General features: G+C 57.2%; 23 protein-coding genes, 4 tRNA genes and 1 riboswitch. Of the genes, 9 read left to right on the forward strand and 18 right to left on the reverse strand.

Going from position 1 to position 25,947, the window contains the following annotated elements:
* Window positions 1-13: 13 nt before the first annotated feature.
* Entirely contained in the window at window positions 14-1,024 is a 1,011-nt protein-coding gene (locus tag ACWGZX_RS06980) for a YeiH family protein (RefSeq protein ID WP_452627801.1), read from the forward strand.
* Window positions 1,025-1,478: 454 nt separating this feature from the next.
* Here the strand turns inward: ACWGZX_RS06980 and ACWGZX_RS06985 are convergent, their stop codons facing one another.
* Window positions 1,479-2,813 carry an MFS transporter gene (locus ACWGZX_RS06985; RefSeq protein ID WP_452628974.1) on the reverse strand — a complete coding sequence of 445 codons (1,335 nt, stop codon included), beginning with the start codon at window positions 2,811-2,813 and terminating at the stop codon, window positions 1,479-1,481.
* 550 nt (window positions 2,814-3,363) lie between these two features.
* Here ACWGZX_RS06985 and ACWGZX_RS06990 point away from each other — a divergent pair.
* Together ACWGZX_RS06990 and ACWGZX_RS06995 are read left to right on the forward strand one after the other, a co-directional pair.
* The gene (locus tag ACWGZX_RS06990; protein ID WP_452627802.1) at window positions 3,364-4,107 is read left to right on the forward strand and encodes a hypothetical protein; all 744 of its coding nucleotides are present in this window, start codon (window positions 3,364-3,366) and stop codon (window positions 4,105-4,107) included.
* Between the two features lie 455 nt (window positions 4,108-4,562).
* Window positions 4,563-5,444, forward strand: a complete 882-nt coding sequence (locus ACWGZX_RS06995; RefSeq protein ID WP_452627803.1) for a LysR family transcriptional regulator — start codon at window positions 4,563-4,565, stop codon at window positions 5,442-5,444.
* 260 nt (window positions 5,445-5,704) lie between these two features.
* Here the strand turns inward: ACWGZX_RS06995 and ACWGZX_RS07000 are convergent, their stop codons facing one another.
* Together ACWGZX_RS07000 and ACWGZX_RS07005 are read right to left on the reverse strand one after the other, a co-directional pair.
* Window positions 5,705-6,349, reverse strand: a complete 645-nt coding sequence (locus ACWGZX_RS07000) for an alcohol dehydrogenase catalytic domain-containing protein (RefSeq protein WP_452627804.1) — start codon at window positions 6,347-6,349, stop codon at window positions 5,705-5,707.
* 80 nt (window positions 6,350-6,429) lie between these two features.
* Window positions 6,430-7,050 (reverse strand): LysE family translocator, encoded by a 621-nt coding sequence (locus tag ACWGZX_RS07005; protein ID WP_452627805.1) that lies wholly within the window; start codon window positions 7,048-7,050, stop codon window positions 6,430-6,432.
* A gap of 1,356 nt (window positions 7,051-8,406) precedes the next feature.
* On the opposite strand from ACWGZX_RS07005, the gene ACWGZX_RS07010 reads away from it, so the two are divergent.
* Window positions 8,407-8,715, forward strand: a complete 309-nt coding sequence (locus tag ACWGZX_RS07010; RefSeq protein WP_452627806.1) for a hypothetical protein — start codon at window positions 8,407-8,409, stop codon at window positions 8,713-8,715.
* 299 nt (window positions 8,716-9,014) lie between these two features.
* Here the strand turns inward: ACWGZX_RS07010 and ACWGZX_RS07015 are convergent.
* Window positions 9,015-9,091 (reverse strand) — tRNA-Arg (locus tag ACWGZX_RS07015).
* A 284-nt stretch (window positions 9,092-9,375) separates the two neighbouring features.
* On the opposite strand from ACWGZX_RS07015, the gene ACWGZX_RS07020 reads away from it, so the two are divergent.
* Together ACWGZX_RS07020 and ACWGZX_RS07025 are read left to right on the forward strand one after the other, a co-directional pair.
* Window positions 9,376-9,606 carry a hypothetical protein gene (locus ACWGZX_RS07020; protein ID WP_452627807.1) on the forward strand — a complete coding sequence of 77 codons (231 nt, stop codon included), beginning with the start codon at window positions 9,376-9,378 and terminating at the stop codon, window positions 9,604-9,606.
* 24 nt (window positions 9,607-9,630) lie between these two features.
* Window positions 9,631-9,810: a PA3371 family protein gene (locus ACWGZX_RS07025; protein ID WP_452627808.1), complete on the forward strand. Its 180-nt coding sequence runs from the start codon at window positions 9,631-9,633 to the stop codon at window positions 9,808-9,810.
* Here ACWGZX_RS07025 and phnN read toward each other — a convergent pair.
* Window positions 9,785-10,357: a phosphonate metabolism protein/1,5-bisphosphokinase (PRPP-forming) PhnN gene (phnN, locus tag ACWGZX_RS07030; RefSeq protein WP_452627809.1), complete on the reverse strand. Its 573-nt coding sequence runs from the start codon at window positions 10,355-10,357 to the stop codon at window positions 9,785-9,787. The two genes, ACWGZX_RS07025 and phnN, sit on opposite strands and share 26 nt — an antisense overlap.
* A gap of 385 nt (window positions 10,358-10,742) precedes the next feature.
* Between phnN and ACWGZX_RS07035 the strand changes: the two genes are divergently transcribed.
* A complete protein-coding gene (locus ACWGZX_RS07035; protein WP_007943904.1) occupies window positions 10,743-11,069 on the forward strand; it encodes an Arc family DNA-binding protein in 327 nt (108 codons plus the stop codon).
* Between the two features lie 100 nt (window positions 11,070-11,169).
* Here the strand turns inward: ACWGZX_RS07035 and mgtE are convergent, their stop codons facing one another.
* Window positions 11,170-12,612, reverse strand: a complete 1,443-nt coding sequence (gene mgtE, locus ACWGZX_RS07040) for a magnesium transporter (RefSeq protein ID WP_223516159.1) — start codon at window positions 12,610-12,612, stop codon at window positions 11,170-11,172.
* 319 nt (window positions 12,613-12,931) lie between these two features.
* On the opposite strand from mgtE, the gene ACWGZX_RS07045 reads away from it, so the two are divergent.
* Complete coding sequence (locus ACWGZX_RS07045; RefSeq protein ID WP_452627810.1) at window positions 12,932-13,450, forward strand: cell envelope protein SmpA; 519 nt, start codon at window positions 12,932-12,934, stop codon at window positions 13,448-13,450.
* 19 nt (window positions 13,451-13,469) lie between these two features.
* Here ACWGZX_RS07045 and ACWGZX_RS07050 read toward each other — a convergent pair.
* The 7 genes from ACWGZX_RS07050 to ltaE all read right to left on the reverse strand — a co-directional run bounded on the left by ACWGZX_RS07050 (window position 13,470) and on the right by ltaE (window position 19,441).
* Window positions 13,470-13,546: transfer RNA gene (locus tag ACWGZX_RS07050), tRNA-Arg, on the reverse strand.
* A 72-nt stretch (window positions 13,547-13,618) separates the two neighbouring features.
* Window positions 13,619-13,695: transfer RNA gene (locus tag ACWGZX_RS07055), tRNA-Arg, on the reverse strand.
* 107 nt (window positions 13,696-13,802) lie between these two features.
* Window positions 13,803-13,893, reverse strand: a tRNA-Ser gene (locus ACWGZX_RS07060).
* Between the two features lie 62 nt (window positions 13,894-13,955).
* The gene (csrA, locus tag ACWGZX_RS07065) at window positions 13,956-14,144 is read right to left on the reverse strand and encodes a carbon storage regulator CsrA (RefSeq protein ID WP_002554426.1); all 189 of its coding nucleotides are present in this window, start codon (window positions 14,142-14,144) and stop codon (window positions 13,956-13,958) included.
* Window positions 14,145-14,332: 188 nt separating this feature from the next.
* Window positions 14,333-15,574 carry an aspartate kinase gene (locus ACWGZX_RS07070; RefSeq protein ID WP_452627811.1) on the reverse strand — a complete coding sequence of 414 codons (1,242 nt, stop codon included), beginning with the start codon at window positions 15,572-15,574 and terminating at the stop codon, window positions 14,333-14,335.
* A 91-nt stretch (window positions 15,575-15,665) separates the two neighbouring features.
* On the reverse strand, window positions 15,666-18,290 hold the full coding sequence (alaS, locus tag ACWGZX_RS07075) for an alanine--tRNA ligase (protein ID WP_452627812.1): 2,625 nt from the start codon (window positions 18,288-18,290) through the stop codon (window positions 15,666-15,668).
* Between the two features lie 146 nt (window positions 18,291-18,436).
* The gene (ltaE, locus tag ACWGZX_RS07080) at window positions 18,437-19,441 is read right to left on the reverse strand and encodes a low-specificity L-threonine aldolase (RefSeq protein ID WP_452627813.1); all 1,005 of its coding nucleotides are present in this window, start codon (window positions 19,439-19,441) and stop codon (window positions 18,437-18,439) included.
* Between the two features lie 195 nt (window positions 19,442-19,636).
* Window positions 19,637-19,809: riboswitch (FMN riboswitch) on the forward strand.
* A gap of 102 nt (window positions 19,810-19,911) precedes the next feature.
* Here ltaE and ACWGZX_RS07085 point away from each other — a divergent pair.
* On the forward strand, window positions 19,912-20,421 hold the full coding sequence (locus tag ACWGZX_RS07085) for a 6,7-dimethyl-8-ribityllumazine synthase (protein WP_452627814.1): 510 nt from the start codon (window positions 19,912-19,914) through the stop codon (window positions 20,419-20,421).
* 109 nt (window positions 20,422-20,530) lie between these two features.
* On the opposite strand, the gene astE is transcribed toward ACWGZX_RS07085, so the two are convergent.
* The 5 genes from astE to astA form a co-directional block, all read right to left on the reverse strand.
* Entirely contained in the window at window positions 20,531-21,541 is a 1,011-nt protein-coding gene (gene astE, locus ACWGZX_RS07090) for a succinylglutamate desuccinylase (protein ID WP_223516151.1), read from the reverse strand.
* 12 nt (window positions 21,542-21,553) lie between these two features.
* Complete coding sequence (locus ACWGZX_RS07095; protein WP_223516149.1) at window positions 21,554-21,841, reverse strand: topoisomerase II; 288 nt, start codon at window positions 21,839-21,841, stop codon at window positions 21,554-21,556.
* Between the two features lie 26 nt (window positions 21,842-21,867).
* The gene (gene astB, locus ACWGZX_RS07100) at window positions 21,868-23,214 is read right to left on the reverse strand and encodes an N-succinylarginine dihydrolase (protein WP_452627815.1); all 1,347 of its coding nucleotides are present in this window, start codon (window positions 23,212-23,214) and stop codon (window positions 21,868-21,870) included.
* Window positions 23,215-23,408: 194 nt separating this feature from the next.
* On the reverse strand, window positions 23,409-24,878 hold the full coding sequence (gene astD / locus ACWGZX_RS07105) for a succinylglutamate-semialdehyde dehydrogenase (RefSeq protein WP_452628975.1): 1,470 nt from the start codon (window positions 24,876-24,878) through the stop codon (window positions 23,409-23,411).
* Window positions 24,875-25,900, reverse strand: coding sequence for an arginine N-succinyltransferase (gene astA, locus ACWGZX_RS07110; protein ID WP_452627816.1), 1,026 nt, complete (start codon window positions 25,898-25,900; stop codon window positions 24,875-24,877). Before astA ends, astD begins: the two co-directional genes overlap by 4 nt.
* Between the last annotated feature and the right edge of the window lie 47 nt (window positions 25,901-25,947).

The following is a 25,947-nucleotide window of genomic DNA, read 5'->3' on the forward strand; positions in this document are numbered from 1 at the left end:
AAGAGAGTCTTGCATGAGTTCAACAACCATTACCTCGCTGGGGGTACGCAGCCAATTGCTGATTCCCGGTTTTATCGTCAGCGCCATGGTCGCCGCAGCGGCCACGTTCCTCTCCGAGCACTACGGTGCGCCCGTGATGCTCTTCGCATTGCTACTCGGCATGGCGATGAATTTTCTATCCGGTGACGGGGTGTGCAAGCCGGGCATCGAGTTCACGGCCCGCGAGATCCTCCGGGTCGGTGTTGCGCTGCTCGGCATCCGCATTACGCTGGAGCAGATCGTTGCCCTCGGCTGGCAGCCGGTGGTGATGGTAGTAATGTCGGTCGTGGTGACTATCCTGGTGTCCATCGTCGCGGCCCGCGCCATGGGCTTCAACACCTTGTTCGGCCTCCTTACCGGAGGCGCCACCGCGATTTGCGGCGCGTCGGCGGCCCTTGCCTTGGCAGCAGCGCTGCCCAGTCATGCGAAGAAGGAACAGGCGACGCTGTTCACGGTTATAGGCGTTTCGGCGTTGTCCACCGTGGCAATGATTCTTTACCCGATGATCGCCCAGTTTTTCAACCTGACCCCACTCCATGCCGGCTTTTTCCTCGGCGGAACCATTCACGATGTCGCCCAGGTGGTTGGCGCCGGCTACAGCATGTCCCATGAGACTGGCGACAGCGCCACGGTTGTGAAACTGATGCGAGTGGCGATGTTGTTGCCGGTGATCCTCTGTGCAGCCATGATCACCCGCGCCCGCGGCGCCGAACCTGGCAGCAAGCGACCACCGCTGCTGCCGTGGTTCGCGGTGGGATTCGTAATCCTTGCCGCAGCCAACAGCACCGGGGTCATTCCACAGGTGGTTCAGGACGCCGGCAACAGCCTGTCGCGCTGGTGCCTGGTGATTGCCATCAGCGCACTAGGAATGAAGACACAGCTCAAGGAGCTGGCCTCGGTGGGGATCAAACCCATTCTATTGATGGTGGGAGAGACTGTATTCCTTGGCGCACTGGTGCTGGCAATGCTGCACTGGGCCATGTAAACCGAACCCCTGCGGGGTTATCGACGCTCTCGTCAAACAGAGCTTTTTGCCGCGTTGGAGTTGTGTACCAGCTGCTCCATTACGCGGCATTTTTTTGATCGCAATTCGCTGGGAAAGGCCTGGCCCGAGCTTCCAGAAGTGTTCGTTAGCTTGACGAACTGAAGCGGCAGATGGCTGCAATCCACAGCGGCGACATGACCAGAGAAAAACTGCTGGTGGCACAGGCGCTCTCGACAAGCTCGCTCCGTCCGCAGAGCCAGCACCCAAACCGCGCGTCCACTTGCTTTAATGCGTTGCAATCCGCAGAACTCAAGGCCTGCAAAGGCCATTCAAGAATCAACCATAGTCGAGGATTAAAAATGGCTACTGGGACCATTTTCAACGTCCAAGCAAGGCACACCCACGATGTAGACAGCTGGGCTTTGCGGTCGCCATAGGCGTACGGCGAGGTACGTCAGTGCGCAAATGCTTCAGGGTATTTGTCCAGGTAGGCATCATTGAGCTGCGTATCCTGGGAGCGCATGAAAGTTTTGAAATCGGGTACCAGAAAGACCAGCAGAGACAACAGCAGCACCAAGACACCCAGCAGCGTGATTGTCAGTGCGACTCCCAGATAGGCGATCAGGGTGATCATCGCAAAACTGCCCAAGGGGCTGGCCGCCGCAGACAGAAATGAAACCGTGGCAAAAACCCGGTTGCGATGGAGCTTGGGCGTCGCCAGCAACCTCACAGCGGAGGTGGGGATGTTGATCAACATCAGGCCGACGCCGACGCAGAAAAAGGCTGCGGGCACGATGAACGACGATGAAACGGTGCCGACCACCACCAAGTTGCACCCCAGTAATGCAAAACCTGCGGACACACACATGTCACGGGGGACCCGGTCGGATAACCAGCCGATGATCTTGTAACTGCCCGCCAGAATGCCCAGCCCGAAGCACGAATCCAGAAGACCGATGTAAGTGACCGGATACTGGATGACGTCCTTTACATACAGTGGGATCAGGATGGTGAAGAACGGAAACAAGGCAAAGTTAATCAGCATTGCAATGATGGCCAGGTAAAACTCGACTTTCACTCCGTAAACCACTTTGAAGCCGGAATAGATCATGCTGAAGCCGCTGGCACTCGGGGATTTTTCGCCTTGGCCAGTGGCACCGATGTGGCTCGGGATGGTCGCGATCAACACCCCGGCGATGAGAATCGCAATAAAATCGGCAGCAAACGCGAACGTGATACCGAACCCGTAAATCAACCCGCTGGCCAGTACCGGCCCCAGCAGAATGGAGAAGGACGACATCACACTTTTAGTCCGAAAGGCCCGGGAGACTTTATCGTCGTCTGCAAACAAAGGAATGATCGACGCCTGGAGAGGGTCGCGCACGCCAACGATCGCACTGCTGAACATCATCAGCGCGCCCACCATCCAAGGGCTGAACGACCCCGTGGCGGATAGCATCACCATCAACAGCGCTGTCAGCAGGCTGATCCATGAGGCCAGCTTGATGATCAGAATTTTGTTGTACTTGTCCCCCAGCCATCCCAGCAGGGGTTTGGCTAACACCTCCGCCGCAATGGAACAGGCAATCATGTTGGCAAAATAGAGCGCAGAGCCTGTTTCCTGCAAAGCCCACCAGGCCACCGCCAGTTGATTGCACCGTCCGCCCAGAACCAACAGCAAAAAGCTGAACTGCACTTTCAGCAGGCGCCGGTCGATGCCGAGAAAGCCCCACGTAATGCCTGAAAAACTTGCACTCATTGACGTACCTTTGATCCGGATACAGAACACGACCTGCAAGGTCTTTCAGAAAACAACCATAGGTGAGGATTCAAAACAGCTTCCCGTTCAGGCGTAAAGGGGAAATTCACATTCGCGGGTAGAAAGACGGTAGAAACGAAAACTCGGGTAATCCGCTGGAAGCCTCAGAACATAAGGCCCGGGAGGTCAATCAAGAGTCAACCATAGACGAGGAGTCAACTCGTGGAAAGCGCCCATTTCAGAGCAAGACAGGAGCAAGATGCCCGACAGGAGCGAAAGCACTGTAGACAGTGCCGTGTCAGGCCTGGAGCCAAAAACCGAAATTAATCTTATAAGAGGATTTAAAGCGAAAACCGTCCTATGGCTTGAGTGGCGGACCAATCGCCAACAGCGCATTTGTGGTATTGGCGTGGGGTGGGGAAACCACCCGACTGCTTGCGTGGCCTTGCTGAGCAAGCTGTATCAAGCATTAAACAGAGCATCGTTGGGCCGGAGGTCGGCTGCAAACGTGGTTCGACTCACTTAGTATGACTGGCGAACTATTGCTTCGCTGTCGACCCCCTGAAGATACGGATTAGTCATGAAACTCATGGAATGGGCTGACCTCAAGGTCCTCTACAAACGCAGTCGCAAACAATCCAACAAACTATTATTCAAGCGCGAAAATGCTCGCAGGTTATGGCCCATGTGGACGACCGCGGCTTCAACGATACTGCTCGTTGTGTTCGCGGGCTTGGGCATCAAGAACCCGACGCTGATTCCCTACGCCTACATAGCCCTTTTTCCTTGGGCGCTAGCTCTCTATTTCACTCGCATCAAAGCACTTCGCACGGTTTATCCGCGGCAGTTCGCAGAACACTCTATCGACCGTCAATCCCCGCTGGGAAAGGAAAATATTCTTTGTTATGCCTTCTTCCTGGAGCAGCTGCGCGATGAGGGCTATACGATCGCGAAGATTCGGGAGTTATCGGAATATGCGGACCTGACCGTCAAACCGGCAAGGCCGGCGCTGTCGCAGAATCTAGGCTTTGCCTCGCTCATTGCTTTTATGATCGCCCTTTGCACCGAGCTCATCAAAAACACGACATTCTTTACGTTGGGTAAGGGTTGGGTATTTTTGATGCTAGGCATACTCGCGCTGCTCATTTACTGGATGGTTTTGGACGGCATTCACAGTGCAACCTATGAGAAGGGTTGTGTAAAACGTTATCTGGACATGGCCGCCTACGACTTGGAAGAGCCTATTCAGGGAGCACCGGAGGAGAGTACCGAGATGCCCGCGCTGGATACCTTGCCCTCCGTGTCCACACCTTCACCTGCGTAGACCAGAAACGAAAAGTCTTGTAGACGTTGTCTGTATCAATCCCATAGGAGGATGGCACAACGACCATACCCAAGACCTGCCTACGATCCAGTTGCATGCGCCAACCGATATGAGCTGGCTGCACACAGGAAAAGATATCAATGGGTCCTCCCGAAGGGGTGGGCCTAGGGGGTAATTCGGGCCCCGCGTCTTCGCTATATATGACCCATTTTCGGCGGTTGGTTGTTGTTTGGTCGACCACTGCGCCCCCGATTCTATGGCGTTTGCGGCCCTGCTTATCGCAACCAGTCACTCAAAAATGGCTGTATGAACCCTGGAAGGGCGCGCATCGAGTTACGTATCATTCATGTGTCCTCTGCGGGTTTGCTCCATGCAAAAAACTTTAACGTGACCTCTCTTTATTTCGAATAGAAATAGGTGGAGATCGATTTTCCATTTTTGAGTACTTCATCAACGTGAACTGGGATGATCTGAAAGTTTTTATCTTCGTCGCCAAGTCGAACAACGTGACCGAGGCGGGAAACTCGCTCAAGGTTTCGGCATCGACGGTGTCGCGCAAGATCGCCGCACTTGAGGATTCGCTCAGTACCGTGTTGTTCTTGAAAAAGACCAACGGCTATTTCCTGACGGAAGCTGGCAGGGCGCTGCTTCCACTGGCGTTAGAGACGGAGGAGCGCCTCAAATTCATTGAGCGGCAGATGTCGCAGCCAAGCAATCGGATGGCTGGGCAGGTGCGCATCGATTGCCCGGAGCTGATGGGCACGCACCTGATCATTCCTGGACTGGCGGATTTCCGTGATCAATACCCCGAGATCAGCTTCGACTTCATCAACACGGCGGTGTCTTCAAAACTCACGCAAAGCCATAGCGACATCATTATCCGATTGCGCAGACCCGAAAACGGCAACTTCACCATGCGCCGGGTCGGGACACTGATGCAGGGCCTTTTTTGTTCCGAAGGATATGCCGCCGCCAACAGACTGCCAGCGAAGCCTGACGACTTGAAGCACCATCACTTGATTGGTTGGACTGAGGAAATGTCTTATATGCCGCTCGCGCAATGGCTGAATGAGGTGAGCGGCGACCAGAAGCTCTGGATGCGCGTGTCCAATCTCAATGCCCAGCTCAAGGCGGTAGAAGCTGATCTTGGTATCGCCGCGCTACCGACCTATGTTGCACACCAGTCAGGCTTGCGTCAGGTCCTGGCCGATAGCCCCCTGCACAGCTCCGATATCTGGCTTCTGCGCAATCAGGCTACGCAAGGCGTAGGCCGCGTCGATCAAGTGGTGGATTATCTGACGGAGCTATTCCACAGCAAAACGGCGGAGATGCAATAGCAACCTTTGCATGGAGGGTGATGGCACCAGGATCAGTGAGCCCTGGGTTTGCCTTTCCTGCGCGATGCGGTGCGCCTCGGCAGCCATGGCGAGCGGTAAGCGCGTTATCTGGGGCCTACGAATCACACCTTTGGACAAGGCCATCAGAACCTGTGCCGAGCTGGTGGTGAGTTCGGCGTTCTGACCGATGTAGTGCTTCAAGGACGGCCGCGTCACATGCAGCGAGCCCATTTGTCCAAGCCGCGATAGATTGAACCCCGTTACGTCGCCCGACGCATTGCCAAATAGCACCAGATGACCGCGCTGGCGCAAGCTCGCCAATGACAGCTCCACGGTAGCGCGCCCTTGCCGTCGGTCAATTCACGAATGATCGACAATGTTCCCGGAGCGTCGGAGTCAAGGGCAGCGAAGCAGCCAGCATCCAACGCTTGGCGTCTTTTAGCTTCGGTTGAAGCAAGACCGATGACGCGCACGCCCCTGGCGGCGAGCCAGCCCGTGGCAATGCTCCCCACGCCGCCGGCAGCAGCATGCCAGACGACCCAGTCGTCAGGCTCGAGCGGTACGCAGCGATAAGTCAGGTATTCGGCGGTCAGTCCCTTGAACATCAACGCCGCGGCGATTTCGCTCGGTACGTCATCGGGCAATCGAATCGCGCGCATGGCTGGAAGTACAGCGTGACTGGCGTAGCTGCCCGTCGAGCTGTCGATGAATGCCACCCGGTCGCCGGGGGTGAAGCCTCGCACTTGCGGTCCACATTCGACGACGCGCCCCGCGCCCTCCACGCCCAAGCTCCTTGGAAAGGGAGAACCATCCTCAAGCGCGCCAGAGCGCCGATGCAAATCAATAAAGTTGACGCCGGCCGCCTCGATAGCGACGGTGATTTCTCCGGGGCCGGCGGCACGCAATTCGTACTCCCGTAGCTCGAGGACGTCCGGTTCCCAGGAACGGCGAAGACAACAGCATGGGCATGGGTCATGGAGACTCCTTACAGCGAACCGGTACGCAGGAAAATCCAGACCGCTACCGCGATCAGCATCAGTCCAAACATCGCGTTCTGAAACACCAGCAGTTTGGGCCGCGCCTGGATCAGTTTCTGTACGGTCGACCCCATCGATACCCAGATGACGTGCGAGAAGAAATTCAGCGAAATCAGCGCAGCGCTCAAGATCAGCACAACGCTGCTGCTTGTCTCGCCAGAGGGCGTGAAGGTGGAAAACATCACCAGCAACATTACTATTCCTTGCACATTGCCCAACTGCACAACGATGCCGTCTCGAAACTGCAAGTGTATGACTTTGTCGTCGGGCGCTTTCAGCGGGCGACGCAGCAGCCGCACCCCAAGCCACAAGATGTAGAAGCTGCCTAGCACTTGCAGTACCCAAACCAGCCTCGGGCTGTTCATCAGCGTGTGATAAAGCCCTAACCCGACCAGCACCGCGAGCAAGAAATAAGTGATGTCTAGGCCGACGATAAACCGGACCGAACGACGTACACCGCTTTGTGCGCCGGAGGTCGCAACCATCAAGTTGCCAGGACCTGCACTCAGGGTCAGCGGTGCCATGGTTGACAGCCAAAGCAGCCAGTTGATGCTGAATATTTCTTGCACGTTTTTATCCTCAATCACGGCATGGACTGCACTCCCTCAAGTCTAATTCGCGGTCGCTTATAAGGTTATAGCGAAGAGCGCAAAGCGATATCCCATAAATGTGGGAAGCGTGACAGCGCTTTTTTTGTGTCTGGGAGGATTGGTTTTGGCACTCCTGGAAGGCTGCATATACAAAACGACTAGCCGCAAAAATGCGACGCAACATTACGCCTCGTTCATGGCCGATTTGGCGCGTCGGCAGTTGTGATGATGAAAGAGATCGCCACGGCGGCGGTGGACATGGCAACCGCGCTCCCAAAACACGCCGGGGACCCTGGCGATTTCCGAGGAACACGGGTGCGAAGACTCGCGCAAATTCGTTAGCCGCCCCCCGCCAAAGTTAGTTAACTGGTTAACTCGGTTGGTTTACTAAGCTGAAAGTCGTGCAGTCCGTGGCTTGTAGCCAGGTTAACTAAGCATTTTGGCTGGTTAACTCGGCTATCCGTCCATTTGCCTGAGAGCCAAGCGGGCCGTGGCTTTCAGGGCGGTTAACTAAGGAGTTAACCGACTAAATTACTCGGTTAACTGGTTAACCACTCGAACTGATCGGTCAAATTGGCTAAGAGGCAGATGGGCTGGGGCTTTCAGGGCGGTTAACCAAGAGTTAACCGACTTAATTACTCGGTTAACTCATAGGTTAACTGGTTAACTCGGTTGGTTAACTCGGCTATTCGCCAGCTTTTACCGGTGATAGCTCGCGCTCGCTCCCGTGTTTTAAGCGCGGAGGTGATCCGTCATTCATCGCGACCAAGATCAACGGGAATATAGGGGGGTGTCATTCCTCAAAACGACACCCCACCAATGCGGAGACTGTGGCATTTAGGTCTGCTGATCAGCTCCTTTCTCAGTCGATCTTTTCGCCGATCTGGCTGCTTCTGTTCCCCCCCAAAAACACTGGGGTACAAGTTCCCCCGCTCAAGCCCCCCGAAACATTGGCTGTTCCCACTGTTCCCCCGTTCCCCCGTTTTTTGAAACCAGTCACACATTGGATGACGGACAATCGAGACAGAGAGACGCCATGAGTCCTTTCTGGTCTGCTCGATCACATGCCTCCGACCATGGCCGGTACCGACTCGCCAAAAGTGGCTAGTCGCCCTCGCCCCCACCTGATGGCCGTCAACCGCATCAAGCGCCCTACTCAACTCGTAACCAGTCCACACGCCCGCGCTGCCAGCCCGGAGTGGCGCCAGACGCGGGGCCACTACATATCAACCACCTCATGCACCGACGGGCCTGGTATGCCCCCACAGGGCGCCGCTGTGCTGTGGGAGCGGGTTTTCGGGCGACCTACGAATCAACCCCAATGGAGGACAGACCATGACTGTTGCCAGCGTGGTTGCCACGGTATCGCCCAACGTTCTCCGATTTGAAATCGGAATAATGCGCACTATGGGTTTTGGCATTTTAAATCGCGAAACCCGTGCAGGATCAACAGACCATCTGCTGTTTCAAACCGAAGATGGTGCGCGCTCACTTCCGCGTTTCAAGCGCGACTTCGGCAGCAGCTCGACTTGCCCCCGTTTCAAACCGAAGCAAGACCGCGCACCTGGTCAAACGCGAACCGACATGACCAGGTACGACGGTGGAGGGCTAAATCGAGGGGCGATACAGCAACCCGCCAAATAGTCGTGTAGAAAACGACACTCTATGTAGGTATCAACACGGCTTGTCGAGCGATCAATGGTGGAGGGTGTCGTTTGAAGAAACGACACCACAGCTTGGTGGAGATGGTCGGTCAGCGTCTTCAATGACGAGCGCAAATCGCTGACTTGTATGTGCGAGGAAGGGTTAACCGGTTAATTCAGCGCCAACAAAAAGGCCCCGCCTGATCGTTCAGTGTGGGGCCTTTTTTTGCTGCCGCTGGTACGCTGCTGGTAGCACTTCCCTGAGCTGGTAGGAATAACCGGCGAAAGCCTTGATTTGTATGGTGTCCCAGGGCAGGTTCGAACTGCCAACCTTCCCCTTAGGAGGGGGATGCTCTATCCAATTGAGCTACTGGGACACAAGTCGCCCGCACGAGATGCGGTAGACGGCGAGCATGTTAACGGGCGGCCCTGCGTTTGTCATGTCGTCCGTAGGGCTTTTTAAATGTAGGCAGGTGCCCCGTATGACCGTGGCTTTGTTTACCGTGCAAATTGCATCCTCTCAAAATGCCAGCATTGCAATTTGCAAGATAGACCTTTGCAAAATATAAGGTAATTCGTTGTTTTTAAAGGAATTAATAGCCGTTAAACTCTTGGCACGCGGGCTGCTTCAGCTGTTCTCAGAACAACTGAGGTGAGCCTCATGAACCGCGCCTTTTTACTCTCGAATGCGATCGCCCTTGCAGTCCTGGCGGGTTTTCATTTTGCCCCCGAGAGCAGCGCGGTGCGGGTCGCTCAACGCATACCGCATTACCTTCAACTGCAAAAAGCCCCGCAATGGGCGGTCATGAACGATCAGCGCGGCTTGATTCGCCCGGATGTCAGCCAGGAAGCAAGACCGGTGTCGCAGTCTTCAGAACGCTTGGTATTTTGAATTACCCCCTATCAGGAGCACATCATGTCCAAATCAGCCGCAGGATTTTTGATCCTTGCCTTACTGAGCGGCATTCTTCATGTGGCGTTGGTGCAGGAGGCAGTTATCACCCTGCCCCTGATTGCCTGCGGCGTTTTTGGCGGGTTGTTTGTGTTGGCGCTGATTGCCGGGCGAAAAATCAAGTTTGATCCGGTTCTGCGTTAAGTTTCAGCAGATTGAATAGATGGGCAACGGTTACGGCGAGCTCGCCGGAGTTATCGAGTCGCTGGATCTGCCTATCACCAGGCAAATCGCCCGCGGTGAATTGCCTATTGCGGCTCAGTCGCGCTTCAATCTCCGCAAGACTCTCACGGCCCCGCCGCACCAAGCGTTCACGCAACACTTCATCCTTGACGGTCAACAGTACCGGCAAAAGCGCCGGGTAGCGATGCAGGGCCTCGGCAAGATGACCGCGAGAACCGTTGATCAATACATGTCGGCCGTCCTTGAGCCACTGATCAATTTGAATCGGAATACCATAATCCAGACCATTAGCATGCCAGGACAATGCGAATTCACCCTCTTCTTTGCGACGCTGGAAATCTTCGCGGGATACACCGATGGCGTCCTCGCCCACACTTTCTGCGGAGCGCGTGATGACTCGCCGCACCACTTCCCCGTTCATGGAACGTAAAGGTTCTCGAGCCGCTTCGATGAGGCTGTCTTTACCGGATCCGGAAGGCCCCATCAAATAAATCAGCCTGCCATCCATCTTGAATCATCCCCCACTGCGCGTCCGCCCCTAGTAAATCGGCCATTTGCCACTATCCTGTATCAGACAAGGACCAAAGATCGAATCCGCATAGCATGCACCTTCGGGCGACTTGAGGCATCACCTGCTGGGCAGACGGCGCGGTCATAGATACGGCAATGGACAAACTTTTCCAACCAGTCCGCATTTCTGAATACAGGTGCTGGCATAACGCCGCTACCCGGTTCAATATTTGTCACAGAATTGACGCCAATGATCTGGCTGCTTTGAGGCATGATGCGCGCCTCTTCAATTCAGGTTGAACATTTGGCCAGAGCGCTTGTCCTAACAGACATCCTGCGGCCAATCCCGAGAACCGCTCCCCTGAACTAACCCGGTTAAATATATGCGCCCATTGAAACAGGCAATTTATTCCAGCCGTACGGCTGACAAGTTCGTCGTACGTCTGCCAGACGGAATGCGTGAACGCATTGCCGAGGTGGCTCGCAATCATCATCGCAGCATGAACTCCGAAATCATTGCGCGCCTTGAGCAGAGTCTTATTCAAGAAGGTGCTCTGGGCGAAGAGCTGAGCATGCGCCTGGACAGCCCGGAGCTGTCATTGCACGAACGCGAATTGCTGCAACGTTTCCGTCAACTTTCCCACCGCCAGCAAAACGCACTTGTTTCGCTGATCGCCCATGACGCTGAATTGACCGCAGACGCTTCCTGATTCACCCCGAAAGCTCAAGCCAGCATAATCGCTGGCTTTTTTTTGCCTGAAATTTGGCGAAAAAAAACCCGCCGATGGCGGGTTTCTAACAGCGGGCAATTCAGAGCAGGAAAATCGTCGCCAGCCCGAGGAAGATGAAGAAGCCGCCGCTGTCGGTCATGGCGGTGATCATCACACTCGCGCCCATCGCCGGGTCGCGTCCAAGCCGCGCCAGGGTCATCGGAATCAACACACCCATCAATGCCGCCAGCAACAGGTTGAGCGTCATGGCGGCAGTCATGACCACGCCAAGGGACCAACTGCCGTACAGCATGTAGGCCACCGCCCCAATCACCCCGCCCCAGACCAGGCCATTGATCAAACCGACCGCCAACTCTTTGCGCATCAGTCGCGAAGTATTACCGGTACTCACCTGATCCAGCGCCATGGCCCGAACGATCATGGTGATGGTCTGGTTACCGGAGTTGCCACCGATACCGGCCACGATCGGCATCAACGCCGCCAGTGCGACCAGTTTTTCGATGGAGCCTTCAAACAGGCCGATCACCCGGGATGCAATAAACGCGGTAATCAGGTTGACCGCCAGCCAGGCCCAACGGTTGCGCAGGGATTTCCAGACTGACGCAAAAATATCTTCCTCTTCGCGCAGACCCGCCATGTTGAGAACTTCGTTTTCGCTCTCTTCACGAATCAGGTCGACCATTTCATCGATGGTCAGACGACCGATCAGCTTGCCGTTTTTGTCGACCACGGGCGCCGAGATCAAGTCGTAACGTTCGAACGCCTGAGCAGCGTCATAGGCGTCCTCGTCCGGGTGAAAACTCACCGGATCACTGGCCATGACCTCCGAAACCTGTTTTTCCGGATCGTTGACCAGCAGACGCTTGATCGGCAGCACGCCCTTGAGCACGCCGTCATAGTCGACCACAAACAATTTGTCGGTATGGCTCGGCAACTCCTTGAGGCGACGCAGGTAACGCAGAACCACTTCGAGACTGACATCCTCACGGATGGTCACCATCTCGAAGTCCATCAGCGCACCGACCTGCTCCTCGTCATAGGACAACGCAGAGCGAACGCGCTCACGCTGTTGACCATCGAGGGTTTCCATCAGCTCGTGGACGACGTCTCGCGGCAACTCGGAAGCCAGGTCAGCCAGTTCGTCAGCGTCCATGTCCTTGGCCGCAGCCAGGAGCTCGTGATCGTCCATGTCGGCGATCAGGGTTTCGCGGACCGAATCGGATACTTCAAGCAGGATGTCGCCGTCGCGATCCGCCTTGACCAATTGCCAAAGCGTCAGACGATCGTGCAGCGGCAGCGCTTCAAGTATGTAGGCGACGTCGGCGGAGTGCAGATCATCGAGCTTGCGTTGCAGTTCGACGAGATTTTGCCGGTGAACCAGGTTCTCGACCCGGTCGTGATGCGGACCTTCCTGGCGATGAGTCAGGTCTTCGATGACCCGCTGACGCTGCAACAGCTCAACAACTTGAGCGAGGCGATCCTGCAGGCTTTCTTGCGTTTTCTTTACTTCAACTTCAGACATAGGCGAACTCCACTCCCAGCAGCGGGGCACGCCGGAAGGATCAATCAGTCAATTCATGATTGGTAAAACGGGATACTGAGTAACTACTGGGTAAGTCCATGGAGGTATTCCACAAGCCCCGGCGGGGCTGACGGGCGCAATGATACACCGCCCAACGGTTTTAAACGTTAAAAAATCGCGGCTGAAACAAGCGCTTGCAAGACAAACCTGAGCGCCACCTTATCTATCCAATTGCGACGACTCATTCTGAAAAGAAAACACACCACCCTCAAAAAATGTAGCAGCTACCCTTGATATCGACCGTCATGGAGGACGTCAAATGCCACCGACTGCGTACTGTTTTTTGCTGACCGCCCTGCTCTGCCTGCCGCCTCGACTGCAGGCAGGGACTGTTCACCGATGTGAAGCCCCCAACGGACAGGTCACCTTCACCACCTTGAGCTGCACGGCCGGAGAGCGCCTGTCTTTGCAGGATGTGCACACGTTCACACCCGGCAGCACGATGGCGCTCATGCCAAGCGCCGACACAGGCGAAACATCAGGTATAAAAAACCAAAGGAGAGCGCCGACCATCGTGGGTCAGGCCGAGGACAAATGCGGGAATCTGATCAACGCCAAGGAGCGACGCACAGCGATCATCAATCAACGTGTCGTCGCCGGCATGAGCCAGCAGGACGTCGAGAGCGCTCTCGGCAAGCCAGACAAGATCAGTATCAGGAATTCATCAACGACCTACCGCTACAACACCAAGCGAGGTCGTAGCGCACACGTCGAGTTCGATGAGAAAGGATGCACGAAAGGAAAAGCCAAACTCCAGACGGCAAAAAGCCCGCGTTAAACGCGGGCTTTTTGTTGTTTGGTGCACTCGACAGGATTCGAACCTGTGACCGCTCGGTTCGTAGCCGAGTACTCTATCCAGCTGAGCTACGAGTGCATTTTGTGTTTTTAAACCAGACCACAACTGGCTGAAGCAAAGTCGCTCGCATCACTGCAAACAACTCTTAAATGGTGCACTCGACAGGATTCGAACCTGTGACCGCTCGGTTCGTAGCCGAGTACTCTATCCAGCTGAGCTACGAGTGCATTTGTTGCCGCGCATTATAGGCCGTCTAATCTCTATGTCAAACACTTTTTCTAGTAATTTCAACAACTTACCGAAGAAGCCAGATTACAACGTACTACGCAAATAATGGCGGAGAACGGGGGATTCGAACCCCCGACACCCTTTTGAGGTGTACTCCCTTAGCAGGGGAGCGCCTTCGGCCACTCGGCCAGCTCTCCGCAACACGGGGCGTATCTTAACCAACCTTTTCCCCGTTTGCAAACATAAAAAACGATAAAAATTAATGGCTTGGTTCTTCGTCCTTCTCTTTCTTTATACGCAGGTAAATTTCTTCACGGTGCACAGCAACCTCTTTCGGGGCGTTGACACCGATACGCACTTGATTTCCTTTGACGCCGAGCACGGTCACGGTGATTTCGCCATCACCAATAATCAGGCTTTCAGCGCACCGCCGGGTCAGAATCAGCATACCTTTCTCCTAACGCATTTCATTTCAGGGACAACAGTCTGCAAAAAAAAGGGCACTCGACCCACAACCAGAATGATCGCAGCCCTACATGCCTGAGTATTGACCAGCGCGAGCAAAAGAACAGTCTTGGGTCGCGCTATTCAAAAAAAACGAAGGGCGCGGTCAGACCGCGCCCTTCGACAAACGCATCACTCGCCCTGTCGGGCCGGCGCGTCCAGTTCGAAAGCCGTGTGCAGAGCGCGCACAGCCAGTTCCAGGTACTTCTCTTCGATCACGACGGAGACTTTGATTTCCGACGTCGAGATCATCTGGATGTTGATGGTTTCCTTGGCCAGTGCTTCGAACATGCGGCTGGCGACGCCTGCGTGGGAGCGCATGCCAACGCCGACAATCGATACCTTGGCGATCTTGGTGTCGCCGATGACTTCACGGGCACCCAGCTCGCCAGCGGTTTTTTCCAGCACGGTTTGCGCCGCCTGGTAGTCGTTGCGGTGCACGGTGAAGGTGAAGTCGGTGGTGTTATCGTGCGCAACGTTCTGCACGATCATGTCGACTTCGATGTTCGCGGCACTGATCGGGCCGAGAATCTTGAAGGCAACGCCCGGGATGTCTGGCACGCCACGGATGGTCAGCTTTGCTTCATCGCGGTTGAAAGCGATACCGGAAATGATCGGCTGTTCCATGGTTTCCTCTTCATCAATAGTAATGAGGGTGCCCGGACCCTCCTTGAAGCTGTGCAGTACGCGCAGCGGAACGTTGTACTTGCCGGCGAACTCGACCGCACGGATCTGCAATACCTTGGAACCGAGGCTGGCCATTTCCAGCATCTCTTCGAAGGTAATCTTGTCCAGGCGCTGGGCCACGGCCACCACACGCGGGTCGGTGGTGTAGACACCATCGACGTCGGTGTAGATCTGGCATTCATCAGCCTTCAAGGCTGCTGCCAGCGCCACGCCGGTGGTATCGGAACCGCCACGACCGAGGGTGGTAATGTTGCCGTGCTCGTCGACACCCTGGAAACCGGCGACAACCACCACGCGACCAGCTTTCAGATCACCACGAATCTTCTGGTCATCAATCTGCAAGATACGCGCTTTATTGTGCGCGCTGTCGGTCAGAATCCGTACCTGATTACCGGTGTAGGAAACCGCTGGCACGCCGCGCTTGATCAGCGCCATGGCCAACAGCGCAATCGTCACCTGCTCACCGGTGGAGACGATCACATCCAGCTCGCGAGGAACCGGCTGGTCGCCGCCACTGATTTGCTTGGCCAGATCGATCAGACGGTTGGTTTCGCCGCTCATTGCAGACAGCACAACCACCAGGTCATCGCCGGCATCGCGGAATTTCTTAACCTTGTCGGCGACCTGCTCGATTCTCTCGACAGTGCCGACCGAGGTGCCTCCAAATTTCTGTACGATCAAAGCCATTTCAAAGCCGCCTCTGCCCATGAAGGGCGCCCAAATTATCACTCAAACAGCGTTCTGGCCCGCGACTAGACCGCGGGCCAGAAGCACTGCCTTATAAACCCTGCTCTACAAATGGAACGGTCAGGGCCAATGCTGCATCCAGAGCGCCGGCGTCTGTACCGCCGCCCTGCGCCATGTCTGGACGACCACCGCCCTTCCCGCCCACTGCCGCAGCGGCTTGCTTCATCAAATCACCGGCTTTGAGTTGGCCAGTCAGGTCTTTGGTCACGCCAGCAACCAGCACGACCTTTTCCTCATGGACACTGCCGAGCAGGATCACTGCGCGGCCGAGTTTGTTTTTCAGTTGATCGACCAGCGCCAGCAGCGCCTTGCCATCCTGACCGTCCAGACGCACGGCCAGCACTTTCACGCCTTTGACGTCCAGCGCAGAGGCCGACAAATCGTCGCCCGCCGCACTGGCAGCCTTGGCTTGCAACTGCTCGAGTTGCTTCTCCAGCAGACGGTTGCGCTCCAGCACAGCCGACAGCTTGTCGATCAGGTTGTCGCGGCTACCTTTCACCAGGTTGGCCGCTTCCTTGAGTTGTTCTTCAGCAGCGTTCAAGTAGGCCAGCGCTTGTGCACCGGTGACTGCCTCAATACGACGTACGCCCGACGCCACACCGCCTTCGCTGATGATTTTCAGCAGGCCGATGTCGCCGGTACGGTTGACGTGGATGCCACCACACAGCTCAACCGAGAAATCACCGCCCATGCTCAACACGCGCACGCTGTCGCCGTACTTCTCGCCGAACAGCGCCATGGCGCCTTTTTCCTTGGCGGTTTCGATGTCGGTTTCTTCGGTTTCAACGGCGGAGTTCTTGCGAATCTCGGCGTTGACGATGTCTTCCAGCGCCTTCAACTGCTCAGGCTTGATGGCTTCGAAGTGGCTGAAGTCAAAGCGCAGGCGCTGACTGTCGACCAACGAGCCTTTCTGCTGAACGTGATCGCCCAGCACCTGACGCAATGCAGCGTGCAGCAAGTGAGTCGCCGAGTGGTTCAGCGAAGTGGCGTGCCGCACGTCGGCTTCAACGTGAGCTTCCACGGGAGCGCCGATCATCAAGCTGCCCGAAGCCAGCACGCCGTGGTGCAGGAACGCGCCACCGGTCTTGGTGGTGTCACGCACGTCGAAACGCGAAGCGCCAGCCTGCAAGTAACCGCAGTCACCCACCTGACCACCCGACTCAGCGTAGAAAGGTGTCTGGTTCAGGACGATCACGCCCTCTTCACCTTCACTCAATACGTCGACCGCTTGACCATCTTTATACAGACCAACCACTTTCGCCGAACCGCTGGTCGCTTTGTAACCGGTAAATTCGGTGGCCACATCAACCTTGACCAGGCTGTTGTAGTCCATGCCGAAGGAGCTGGCAGAACGGGCACGGACGCGCTGGGCTTCCATTTCACGTTCAAAACCTTCTTCGTCGATGGTCAGGCTACGCTCGCGAGCGATGTCGCCGGTCAGGTCCATCGGAAAGCCGTAGGTGTCGTAGAGTTTGAACACTACGTCGCCCGGCACCACGTCGCCTTTGAGATCAGCCAGATCCTGCTCGAGGATTTTCAGGCCCTGCTCCAGGGTTTTGGCGAACTGCTCTTCTTCGGCTTTCAGAACGCGTTCGATATGCGCCTGCTGGGATTTCAGTTCCGGGAAGGCTTCGCCCATCTCGGCGACCAGGGCCGCAACGATCTGGTAGAAGAAGCTGCCCTTGGCCCCCAGCTTGTTGCCGTGACGGCAAGCGCGACGAATGATCCGGCGCAGTACATAGCCGCGACCTTCGTTGGACGGCAGCACACCGTCGGCAATCAGGAAGCCGCAGGAGCGGATGTGGTCCGCCACGACTTTCAGGGAAGCCTGAGCATCGTTGGTGCAACCGATGGCCTTGGCCGAAGCGATCAGCAGGCTCTGGAACAGGTCGATTTCATAGTTCGAGTGAACGTGCTGCAGCACGGCACTGATCCGTTCCAGGCCCATGCCGGTGTCGACCGACGGTGCTGGCAGCGGGTGCAACACGCCATCGGCGGTGCGGTTGAACTGCATGAACACGTTGTTCCAGATTTCGATGTAACGGTCACCGTCTTCTTCCGGCGAACCCGGTGGGCCGCCCCAGATGTCGGCGCCGTGATCGTAGAAAATCTCAGTGCAAGGGCCGCACGGGCCGGTATCGCCCATGGTCCAGAAGTTGTCGGACGCGTACGGCGCGCCTTTGTTGTCGCCGATACGAACCATACGCTCGGCTGGCACACCGATTTCCTTGGTCCAGATGTCGTACGCCTCGTCATCGCTGGCATAGACAGTGACCCAGAGCTTTTCCTTTGGCAGGTTCAGCCACTGGTCGGACGTCAGGAAGTTCCAGGCGTAGGTGATGGCGTCACGCTTGAAATAATCACCGAAGCTGAAGTTGCCCAGCATTTCGAAGAAGGTGTGGTGACGGGCGGTATAACCGACGTTTTCCAGGTCGTTGTGCTTGCCGCCAGCGCGCACGCATTTCTGGCTGCTGACCGCGCGGGTGTACGCGCGTTTTTCCTGGCCCAGGAAGCAGTCCTTGAACTGGTTCATCCCCGCGTTAGTGAACAGCAGGGTTGGGTCGTTGCCCGGAATCAAAGAGCTGGAGGCTACACGGGTGTGGCCTTGCTCTTCGAAGAAGCGAAGGAAGGCTTCACGGATTTCTGCGCTTTTCATTAGGTTCTTCCACGGAGGCTGCGGCCAAAGGCCTGTTCGAAACGTCAACAGACGAAGCGACGGCAAAGGGCCGCATTATATCGGCCCTGCGCGCGGGGTACAGCGTGTTTATACGATAGAAACAGTCAATTGGAGCGCTAACGCTATCACTTGCGCGAAAAGTCGACGAATGCCGCGACGACCTGCTCGATTTGCTCACGACTGACGTCCATGTGCGTGACCATACGCAGACGCCCTGCCGCGCTCAACTTGATCCCGCGCTCGGCGGCGAACATCTTGATTGCTTCAGCCTTTTCGCCCATCTGCACGTAAACCATGTTGGTCTGCACCGGCTCGACGTCGTAACCCGCCGCACGCAAGCCTTCGGCCAGCAATTGTGCATTGGCATGGTCATCGGCCAGACGCTGGACGTTGTTGTTCAGGGCATACAAACCCGCCGCGGCCAGAAGCCCGGCCTGTCGCATGCCGCCCCCGACCATTTTGCGCAAACGGCGCGCCTTGCCGATCAACTCGACCGAGCCGCACAGTACCGAACCGACTGGCGCACCCAGGCCTTTGGACAGGCAGACCGAAACGGAATCGAAGTGCTGAGTGATTTCCCTGGCATCAACCCCCAGTTTGACGGCTGCGTTGTAGAGTCGCGCGCCGTCCAGGTGCAGCTGCAACCCATGTTCACGGGTAAAGCTTCGGGCCCGCGCCAGATACTCAAGCGGCAATACTTTGCCTTGCATGGTGTTTTCCAGCGCCAGCAAACGGGTGCGGGCGAAGTGGAAATCGTCCGGTTTAATCGCGGCGGCAACATGAGCCAAGTCCAGCGAGCCGTCGGCCTGCACTTCCAGCGGCTGCGGCTGGATCGAACCGAGCACCGCCGCCCCACCGCCTTCGTACTTATAGGTGTGAGCTTGCTGGCCAACAATATATTCATCACCGCGTTCGCAATGCGCCATCAAACCCAGCAAGTTGCTCATAGTGCCCGTCGGCACGAACAGCGCGGCGGCGAAACCAAGGCGTTTTGCCAGTTCGGCCTCCAGACCGTTGACCGTCGGGTCCTCACCATAAACGTCGTCACCGGTGGCCGCTTTGGCCATCGCGTCGAGCATTCCGACAGAGGGTTGCGTGACGGTGTCGCTGCGAAGATCGATAACGCTCATGAATCAGGCCTCGGTAAGCAGGGCAAATCCCTTCCAGGTAGGAATTACTGCGGGCATGGCAACGAATAATCAACCCTTGAGCGGGAAAAGGCCTCTCAAGCCAGCGAAAAAGTCGATTGCAATCATCGGATAGCAGCGATGCGCGGCTCTGAAATATGTGTTAAAAACGCTGCGCTGCCAGACATTCTGACGGCAAAACGTTCTCAGGGCGGGGTGCAACTCCCCACCGGCGGTAATTGCGCGCAACGCGCATAGCCCGCGAGCGCTTGGCGACAGGCACGGCAAATGGCTGTGTATGACGACAAGGTCAGCAGACCCGGTGTGATCCCGGGGCCGACGGTCATAGTCCGGATGAAGAGAGAACGGGATTGACGCCAAAGGGCCGTACGCAAGCATTCGTGCAAGCGTGCGCACCCTGAAATCCCATTCGATTCATATGCCCTGTTTTATACATAAACAGGAGTCAGAACATGCAACCCACCGCAATCGATAGCAAAAGCAAAAACCATCAGGGCGAGCGCGTTGCGTTCATCCAGGCCTGCTGGCACAAAGAAATCGTCGACCAGAGCCGCAAAGGCTTCGTGGCCGAAATGATTGCTCAGGGTTATCAGGAATCGGAAATAGATTTCTTCGAAGTCGGCGGCGCCTTTGAAATCCCGTTGCACGCCAAGCTGCTGGCCAAGTCCGGTCGTTACGCCGGTATCGTCGCCGCAGGCCTGGTGGTCGATGGCGGGATCTACCGTCACGAATTCGTGGCGCAGTCGGTGATCAGCGGCCTGATGCAGGTCCAGCTGGAAACCGAAGTGCCGGTGTTCTCGGTGGTTTTGACCCCGCACCACTTCCATGCCGGCGAAGAACATCAGAAATTCTTCTTTGAGCATTTTGTGCATAAAGGCCAGGAAGCGGCGAAAACGTGCGCGGATACGCTGCACAAAGTGCGTGCACTGCGTCGCACTGAGCCGCGCGCCGTCGCTGTCTGACGCAGACCTGTAGGAGCTGGCTTGCCAGCGAAGACGATGGCACATCCAACATTGATGTGCCTGCTTCACCGCTTTCGCCGGCAAGCCGGCTCCTACAGGGGGCGTAGTGTCAGGCCAGGTTTTCGTCGGTGGCTGGCACGACCAGGATGCCGGCGCGCAAGCCATTCTTCACCTTGGGGTTCGGGAAGATGATCCGGGCGCCCTCTTCTTCGATGATCCATCGGGTATTGGCGATGTCTTCCGCCAGCAGGTAACCCACGTCCAGCTCAGAAAAGTTCTCGATGTCCGCCGGAAGGTTCAAGCGGAAGCTATCGCTGTGCTTGATGATTTCCCGCGCCACGCTGTACAGCTGCAAACCGTCCAGCGCCGATTCGGTCAGTTCCGGTTCGGTACCTTCGATGATCTGTTTCAGGCGGGTTTCCAGCAGGGAAACATTGACCCCGGCGTTTTGCCCGAACGGCCGCGCCTTGCCCAGTTCGAGGGTGAAGGACTCGGCACCCAGCTTGTCGTAGGTGTAGGAACTGAAGACGATGGATGGCTTGTTCTGCAACAGCACCGCCTCCATGCCGGCAGCACGCAGGCGCGCCAGTTCCTGACGCGAATGCTGGCGACCTTCCTTCCAGGGGTACAAGGCGAACTGCTCGATTTTCGAGCCGCGAATCGCGGTGTGCAGGTCGTAGTGCAGACGCTGGCGATCCGGCAGGCTGAAGAAAACCGCCGCCAGCCGCTCCAGCTCACAAGCGCGCAAGGCTTCTGAGCCGCTGCTCTGTTCGTGCCGGCCATTGAACAGCCGATTGACGTCCTGTTCGATGAAACGCTCGCCTTTACGGATCGCGTCGGGGTTACCGAACAGAAACAGAATTCGTGCGCGTGGCTTCAAGTCGCCACGAGCGATGTCATGCAACAGGCGATCAAGCAACTCGATCGGCGCTGTTTCGTTGCCGTGGATACCGGCCGACAGCAGCAGGTCCAGGCCATTGTCGCGAGCTTCAGGTGGCCGGACTTCCAGCGCACCTTCGCTCAACCAGCGCATCCGCACGCCTTCGACAGTCAGTTGAGTCTTCTCCGCCGGTTCGCGGCCGGCGAGGGTCAGTTCAAGCAGTTTGCCGAGGGCGAGCATAGAGCGGTTTCCTTAGTGGTCGTGTGCGCAATCCGGGCCGTGCTCGTGGTCTTCGTCACCGACTTCAGCCGGTTCCATTTCCAGTTGCAGACTTACCAGATTAGTCGCCAATGGGCGCAGCAGCAGGTTAGCGTATTCAGCATCGCCTTCTTCAACGTCCACACCGATCAGCAGTTGGCCGCGGCCATCGTGCTGGATCCACAGCTCTTTGCCTTGCCACATGACCGCGACGCGGGTGCAGGAAGTTTCCAGTTGCGTGCCGTCGGTGTCTTCAAGGATCAGCTGCAGGGTATCGCTCATGTTTTTTACGCTCTCGTTTGAGACTTTCAATTGATCTGGAATGGATAAACCGCGCCCAGTTTAAGGATTTGCGTCAGTTCATCCAGTGCCGTCCGGCACTCAAGCAGCAATTGCGGGTCCGCAAGATCGTTTTCAGTCATGCGGTCGCGGTAGTGCTTGTCGACCCATTCGGTCAACGTGCCGTACAACGGTGCCGTCATGATAACCCCTGGATTGACGGCTGCCAGTTCGGTTTCATTCAGTGCGACGCGCAGCCGCAGGCAAGCCGGGCCACCACCGTTCTGCATGCTCTGCTTCAGATCGAACACTTTCACTTCGTGGATCAGGCCGCCGGAGCTGGTCAAACCTTGCAGGTATTGCCAGACACGCTCATTGCCACGGCACTCTTCCGGCACGATCAACAGCATCGAGCCGTCAGGACGCGACAGCAGTTGGCTATTGAACAAGTAGGAACGAACCGCGTCTTCCACGGTTACTGCGGAACGCGGTACGCAGACGGACTGAAATTTCCCGCCGACTTTGGCGAGTTTGCTTTGCAGTTCGGCGAGCATCTGTTCGGTGTCGAGGAAGGCGTCCTCGTGATAGAACAACACCTCACCGTTACCCACTGCGATCACGTCGTTGTGGAATACGCCCTGATCGATCACCGACGGGTTTTGCTGCGCGTAGACCACGCCGTCTTCGCTCAAACCGTGCAGGCGGACAACGGCCTGGGATGCTTCCAGTGTCTGGCGCGCCGGGTATTTCTGCGGTGCCGGGTAACGGGTGTCGAAGGCGCTGCGACCGAAAACGAAGAACTCGACGCCCGCTTCACCGTATTCACGGCAGAAACGGGTGTGGTTGGCGGCGCCTTCGTCACCGAACTGCGCCACAGCCGGCAGCGCGGCGTGGTGAGCAAAGTGCTTCTGATCGGCGAACATGGCGCCCAGCACGCGGCTGGTGGTCGGGTGTTCGATACTGCGGTGGTATTTGCAGTTGAGGTTGGCAGCGGTGAAATGCACGCGGCCATCCGCCGTGTCGGCACTTGGGCTGACCGTGGCGGCGTTAGCCACCCACATGCTCGACGCCGAGCAACTGGCGACCAGCAACGGCATAGCGTCTTTAGCGGCTTGCTCGATCACTTGAGCATCGGTACCGCTGAAACCCAAACGGCGCAGTGCGGCTACGTCCGGGCGCTCTTGCGGCGCCAGCACGCCCTGCTGAAAGCCCATTTCCATCAGCGCTTTCATCTTCGCCAGGCCTTGCAGCGCGGCTTCCTTCGGGTTCGAGGACTGCTGGCTGTTGCTCTGGGACGCGACGTTGCCGTAGGACAAACCGCCGTAGTTATGGGTCGGCCCCACTAGACCGTCAAAATTGACTTCATAGGATTTCATCAGCGAGGCTCCACGAGAATCTGTTGTTATAGGCTTCAAGTAACAAGTCAGTAAGACCGAGGCGCGGCCATCGTCGGATCGCCGCCCGGACCAAGCCCGGCTCCTACAGTGTTTGTGTCGAGCACAAAATTTGTGAACAACGCTAAACCTGTGGGAGCGGCGGTGCGACGATTCGACTTGCCCGCGATTGGGCGTTACGCCATTTTCACGCCAGGCGTAAGGGCCACAGGCAACACCAGGCTAGGGGTTTCCAGCGAGGCCACCGGGTACGCGCAGTAATCTGCTGCGTAGTAGGCGCTTGCGCGATGGTTGCCCGAGGCGCCGACACCGCCGAATGGCGCGCTGCTCGCCGCACCGGTCAGTTGCTTGTTCCAGTTGACGATACCGGCACGGCTTTCCAGCCAGAACTGTTGATAACGCGCTTCGGAATCCGACAGCAGACCTGCCGCCAGGCCATAGTCGGTGTCATTGGCTTCGGCGATCGCGGCTTCAAAATCAGCGTAGCGGATCACTTGCAGCAACGGGCCGAAAAGCTCTTCGTCAGGACGATCAGCCACAGCGGTCACGTCCAGAATACCTGGGGTCAGCAACGCGGCTTGCGCCTGCGGCTGGGTCATTTCCAGCAAGGCCACTGCGCCATTGGCCAGCAAGTGTTCTTGCGCATCCATCAGCGCTTTCGCAGCACCGAGGGAGATGACCGAACCCATGAACGGTGCCGGTTGTTGATCAAATGCACCGACTTCAATCGTCGCGCAGACCGCCACCAGACGCGCCAGCAGCGTGTCGCCCCAGGCACCCTGCGGCACCAGCAGACGGCGAGCACAGGTGCAACGTTGACCGGCAGAAATGAAAGCCGACTGGATGATGGTGTAAACGGCGGCATCGAGGTCCGCCACTTCGTCGACCACCAGCGGGTTGTTGCCGCCCATTTCCAGCGCAAGGATCTTGTCTGGACGACCAGCGAATTGCTGATGCAAATGGTTGCCCGTGCGGCTGGAACCGGTGAAAAACAGGCCGTCGATGCCCGGGTTCGCCGCCAGGGCGATACCGGTTTCGCGAGCACCTTGCAGCAGGTTCAATACACCTGCCGGCAGACCGGCTTCGATCCAGCATTTAACCGTCAGCTCGGCGACTTTCGGAGTCAGTTCGCTCGGCTTGAACAACACACTATTACCGGCCAGCAGCGCTGGCACGATGTGACCGTTTGGCAAGTGGCCAGGGAAATTGTAAGGACCAAACACCGCCACCACGCCATGAGGCTTGTGACGCAGTACCGCAGTGGCGTCGCCCAGAGGGCCGCTCTTCTCGCCAGTACGTTCGCGGTAGCTCTGCACCGAAATCGCGATCTTGTTGACCATGCTGGTCACTTCAGTCGCCGACTCCCACAGTGGTTTGCCGGTTTCCTCACCGATGCAGTGCGCCAGCTCGTCAGACTTGCTTTTCAGTGCCGCGGCAAAGGCCTCAAGCACGGTAATGCGCTCGTCCAGCGTACGCCGGGCCCAGCCGGGGAATGCCTGACGCGCGGCTTGCACGGCGGATTCAACCTGAGCAGCCGTGGCGCCTTCGCCGGACCACAGCACTTGCTGGGTCACCGGGTTCAGCGACTGGAAGGATTCACCCTGGCCGGCCAGCCATTCACCTGCGATGTATAGCGAATTCATTATTTCGACTCCCGAGCAGCGGACAACGGAACGGCGCGCACTTGATCGCCAGCGTTGAGTTGAAGGCGTTTGGCGGTCAGCGGATCAACCACCAGTGTGCCGGCGGCGAGGCGTGCTGGCGCGGCAGTGATCCGGCAGTCTTCGCGCTTGCGGTTGTGAATCAGGAAAGGCGTAGCGTCGTCACCTGGCGTGCCGATGGCCAACACCAGCGCCTCGCTGTCACGTACCGCGCGGATCTTGCCGGTTTCGCACTCGACGGCCGGGCCGGCGTCGAAGATGTCGACGTAACCTTGGTAGCTGAAACCTTCGCTCTTGAGCATGGCCAGCGCCGGCTCGGTGTCCGGGTGCACCTGGCCGATGACGTTGCGCGCGTCTGGCGACAGGAAGCAGGTGTACAGCGGAAACTTCGGCATCAGTTCGGCGATGAACGCCTTGTTGCCCACGCCGGTCAGGTAATCGGCCTGGCTGAACTCCATCTTGAAGAAGTGACGGCCCAGGCTTTCCCAGAACGGCGAGCGCCCGGCTTCGTCGGACACACCGCGCATCTCGGCGATGATCTTGTTGCCGAACAGTTGCGGGAACTCGGCGATAAACAGCATCCGCGCCTTGGCCAGCATGCGGCCATTGAGGCCAATGCGGTAATCGGCGTGCAGGAACAAGGAACACAATTCCGAGTTACCGGTCAGGTCATTGGCCAGGAACAGCGTTGGAATCTCGCGGTAGATGTTCAGCTCTTGCGAAGCGCTGACCGTCAGGCCGACCCGGAAGTTGTACCAGGGCTCGCGCAGGCCGACCGCACCGGCGATGGCGGAAATGCCCACCACACGGCCATTGTCGTCTTCGAGTACGAACAGGTAGTCCGCATCAGCGCGCCCGGCTTCGCCGCGAAAGGTCTTCTCGGCCCAGCCGACCCGATGGGCCAGACGTTCTTCGTTGGCCGGCAAAGTGGTCAGGCCGGTGCCAGTGCTGCGGGCCAGGTCGATCAGAGCGGGTAAATCGCTGCTGCGTACGGGACGAACGATCATGCTATCTCCTCAAACGGGTCGCTTGCGCCACCCGTGAAATTTCGCTG

The sequence above is a fragment of the Pseudomonas sp. CLCA07 genome (assembly GCF_053615335.1).

Excerpts from the sequence above, each read along its gene's own strand:
- astE (WP_223516151.1), bottom strand. The coding sequence starts at position 21,541 with ATGCTCGCCCTCGGCAAACTGCTTGAACTGACCCTCGCCGGCCGCGAA.
- ltaE (WP_452627813.1), bottom strand. The coding sequence starts at position 19,441 with ATGAGCGTTATCGATCTTCGCAGCGACACCGTCACGCAACCCTCTGTC.
- astB (WP_452627815.1), bottom strand. The coding sequence starts at position 23,214 with ATGAAATCCTATGAAGTCAATTTTGACGGTCTAGTGGGGCCGACCCAT.
- ACWGZX_RS07095 (WP_223516149.1), bottom strand. The coding sequence starts at position 21,841 with ATGAGCGATACCCTGCAGCTGATCCTTGAAGACACCGACGGCACGCAA.
- ACWGZX_RS06980 (WP_452627801.1), top strand. The coding sequence starts at position 14 with ATGAGTTCAACAACCATTACCTCGCTGGGGGTACGCAGCCAATTGCTG.
- ACWGZX_RS07010 (WP_452627806.1), top strand. The coding sequence starts at position 8,407 with ATGACTGTTGCCAGCGTGGTTGCCACGGTATCGCCCAACGTTCTCCGA.
- csrA (WP_002554426.1), bottom strand. The coding sequence starts at position 14,144 with ATGCTGATTCTGACCCGGCGGTGCGCTGAAAGCCTGATTATTGGTGAT.
- ACWGZX_RS06990 (WP_452627802.1), top strand. The coding sequence starts at position 3,364 with ATGAAACTCATGGAATGGGCTGACCTCAAGGTCCTCTACAAACGCAGT.
- ACWGZX_RS07025 (WP_452627808.1), top strand. The coding sequence starts at position 9,631 with ATGTCCAAATCAGCCGCAGGATTTTTGATCCTTGCCTTACTGAGCGGC.
- astA (WP_452627816.1), bottom strand. The coding sequence starts at position 25,900 with ATGATCGTTCGTCCCGTACGCAGCAGCGATTTACCCGCTCTGATCGAC.
- ACWGZX_RS07035 (WP_007943904.1), top strand. The coding sequence starts at position 10,743 with ATGCGCCCATTGAAACAGGCAATTTATTCCAGCCGTACGGCTGACAAG.
- ACWGZX_RS07085 (WP_452627814.1), top strand. The coding sequence starts at position 19,912 with ATGCAACCCACCGCAATCGATAGCAAAAGCAAAAACCATCAGGGCGAG.
- ACWGZX_RS07020 (WP_452627807.1), top strand. The coding sequence starts at position 9,376 with ATGAACCGCGCCTTTTTACTCTCGAATGCGATCGCCCTTGCAGTCCTG.
- alaS (WP_452627812.1), bottom strand. The coding sequence starts at position 18,290 with ATGAAAAGCGCAGAAATCCGTGAAGCCTTCCTTCGCTTCTTCGAAGAG.
- ACWGZX_RS07070 (WP_452627811.1), bottom strand. The coding sequence starts at position 15,574 with ATGGCTTTGATCGTACAGAAATTTGGAGGCACCTCGGTCGGCACTGTC.
- ACWGZX_RS07045 (WP_452627810.1), top strand. The coding sequence starts at position 12,932 with ATGCCACCGACTGCGTACTGTTTTTTGCTGACCGCCCTGCTCTGCCTG.
- mgtE (WP_223516159.1), bottom strand. The coding sequence starts at position 12,612 with ATGTCTGAAGTTGAAGTAAAGAAAACGCAAGAAAGCCTGCAGGATCGC.
- phnN (WP_452627809.1), bottom strand. The coding sequence starts at position 10,357 with ATGGATGGCAGGCTGATTTATTTGATGGGGCCTTCCGGATCCGGTAAA.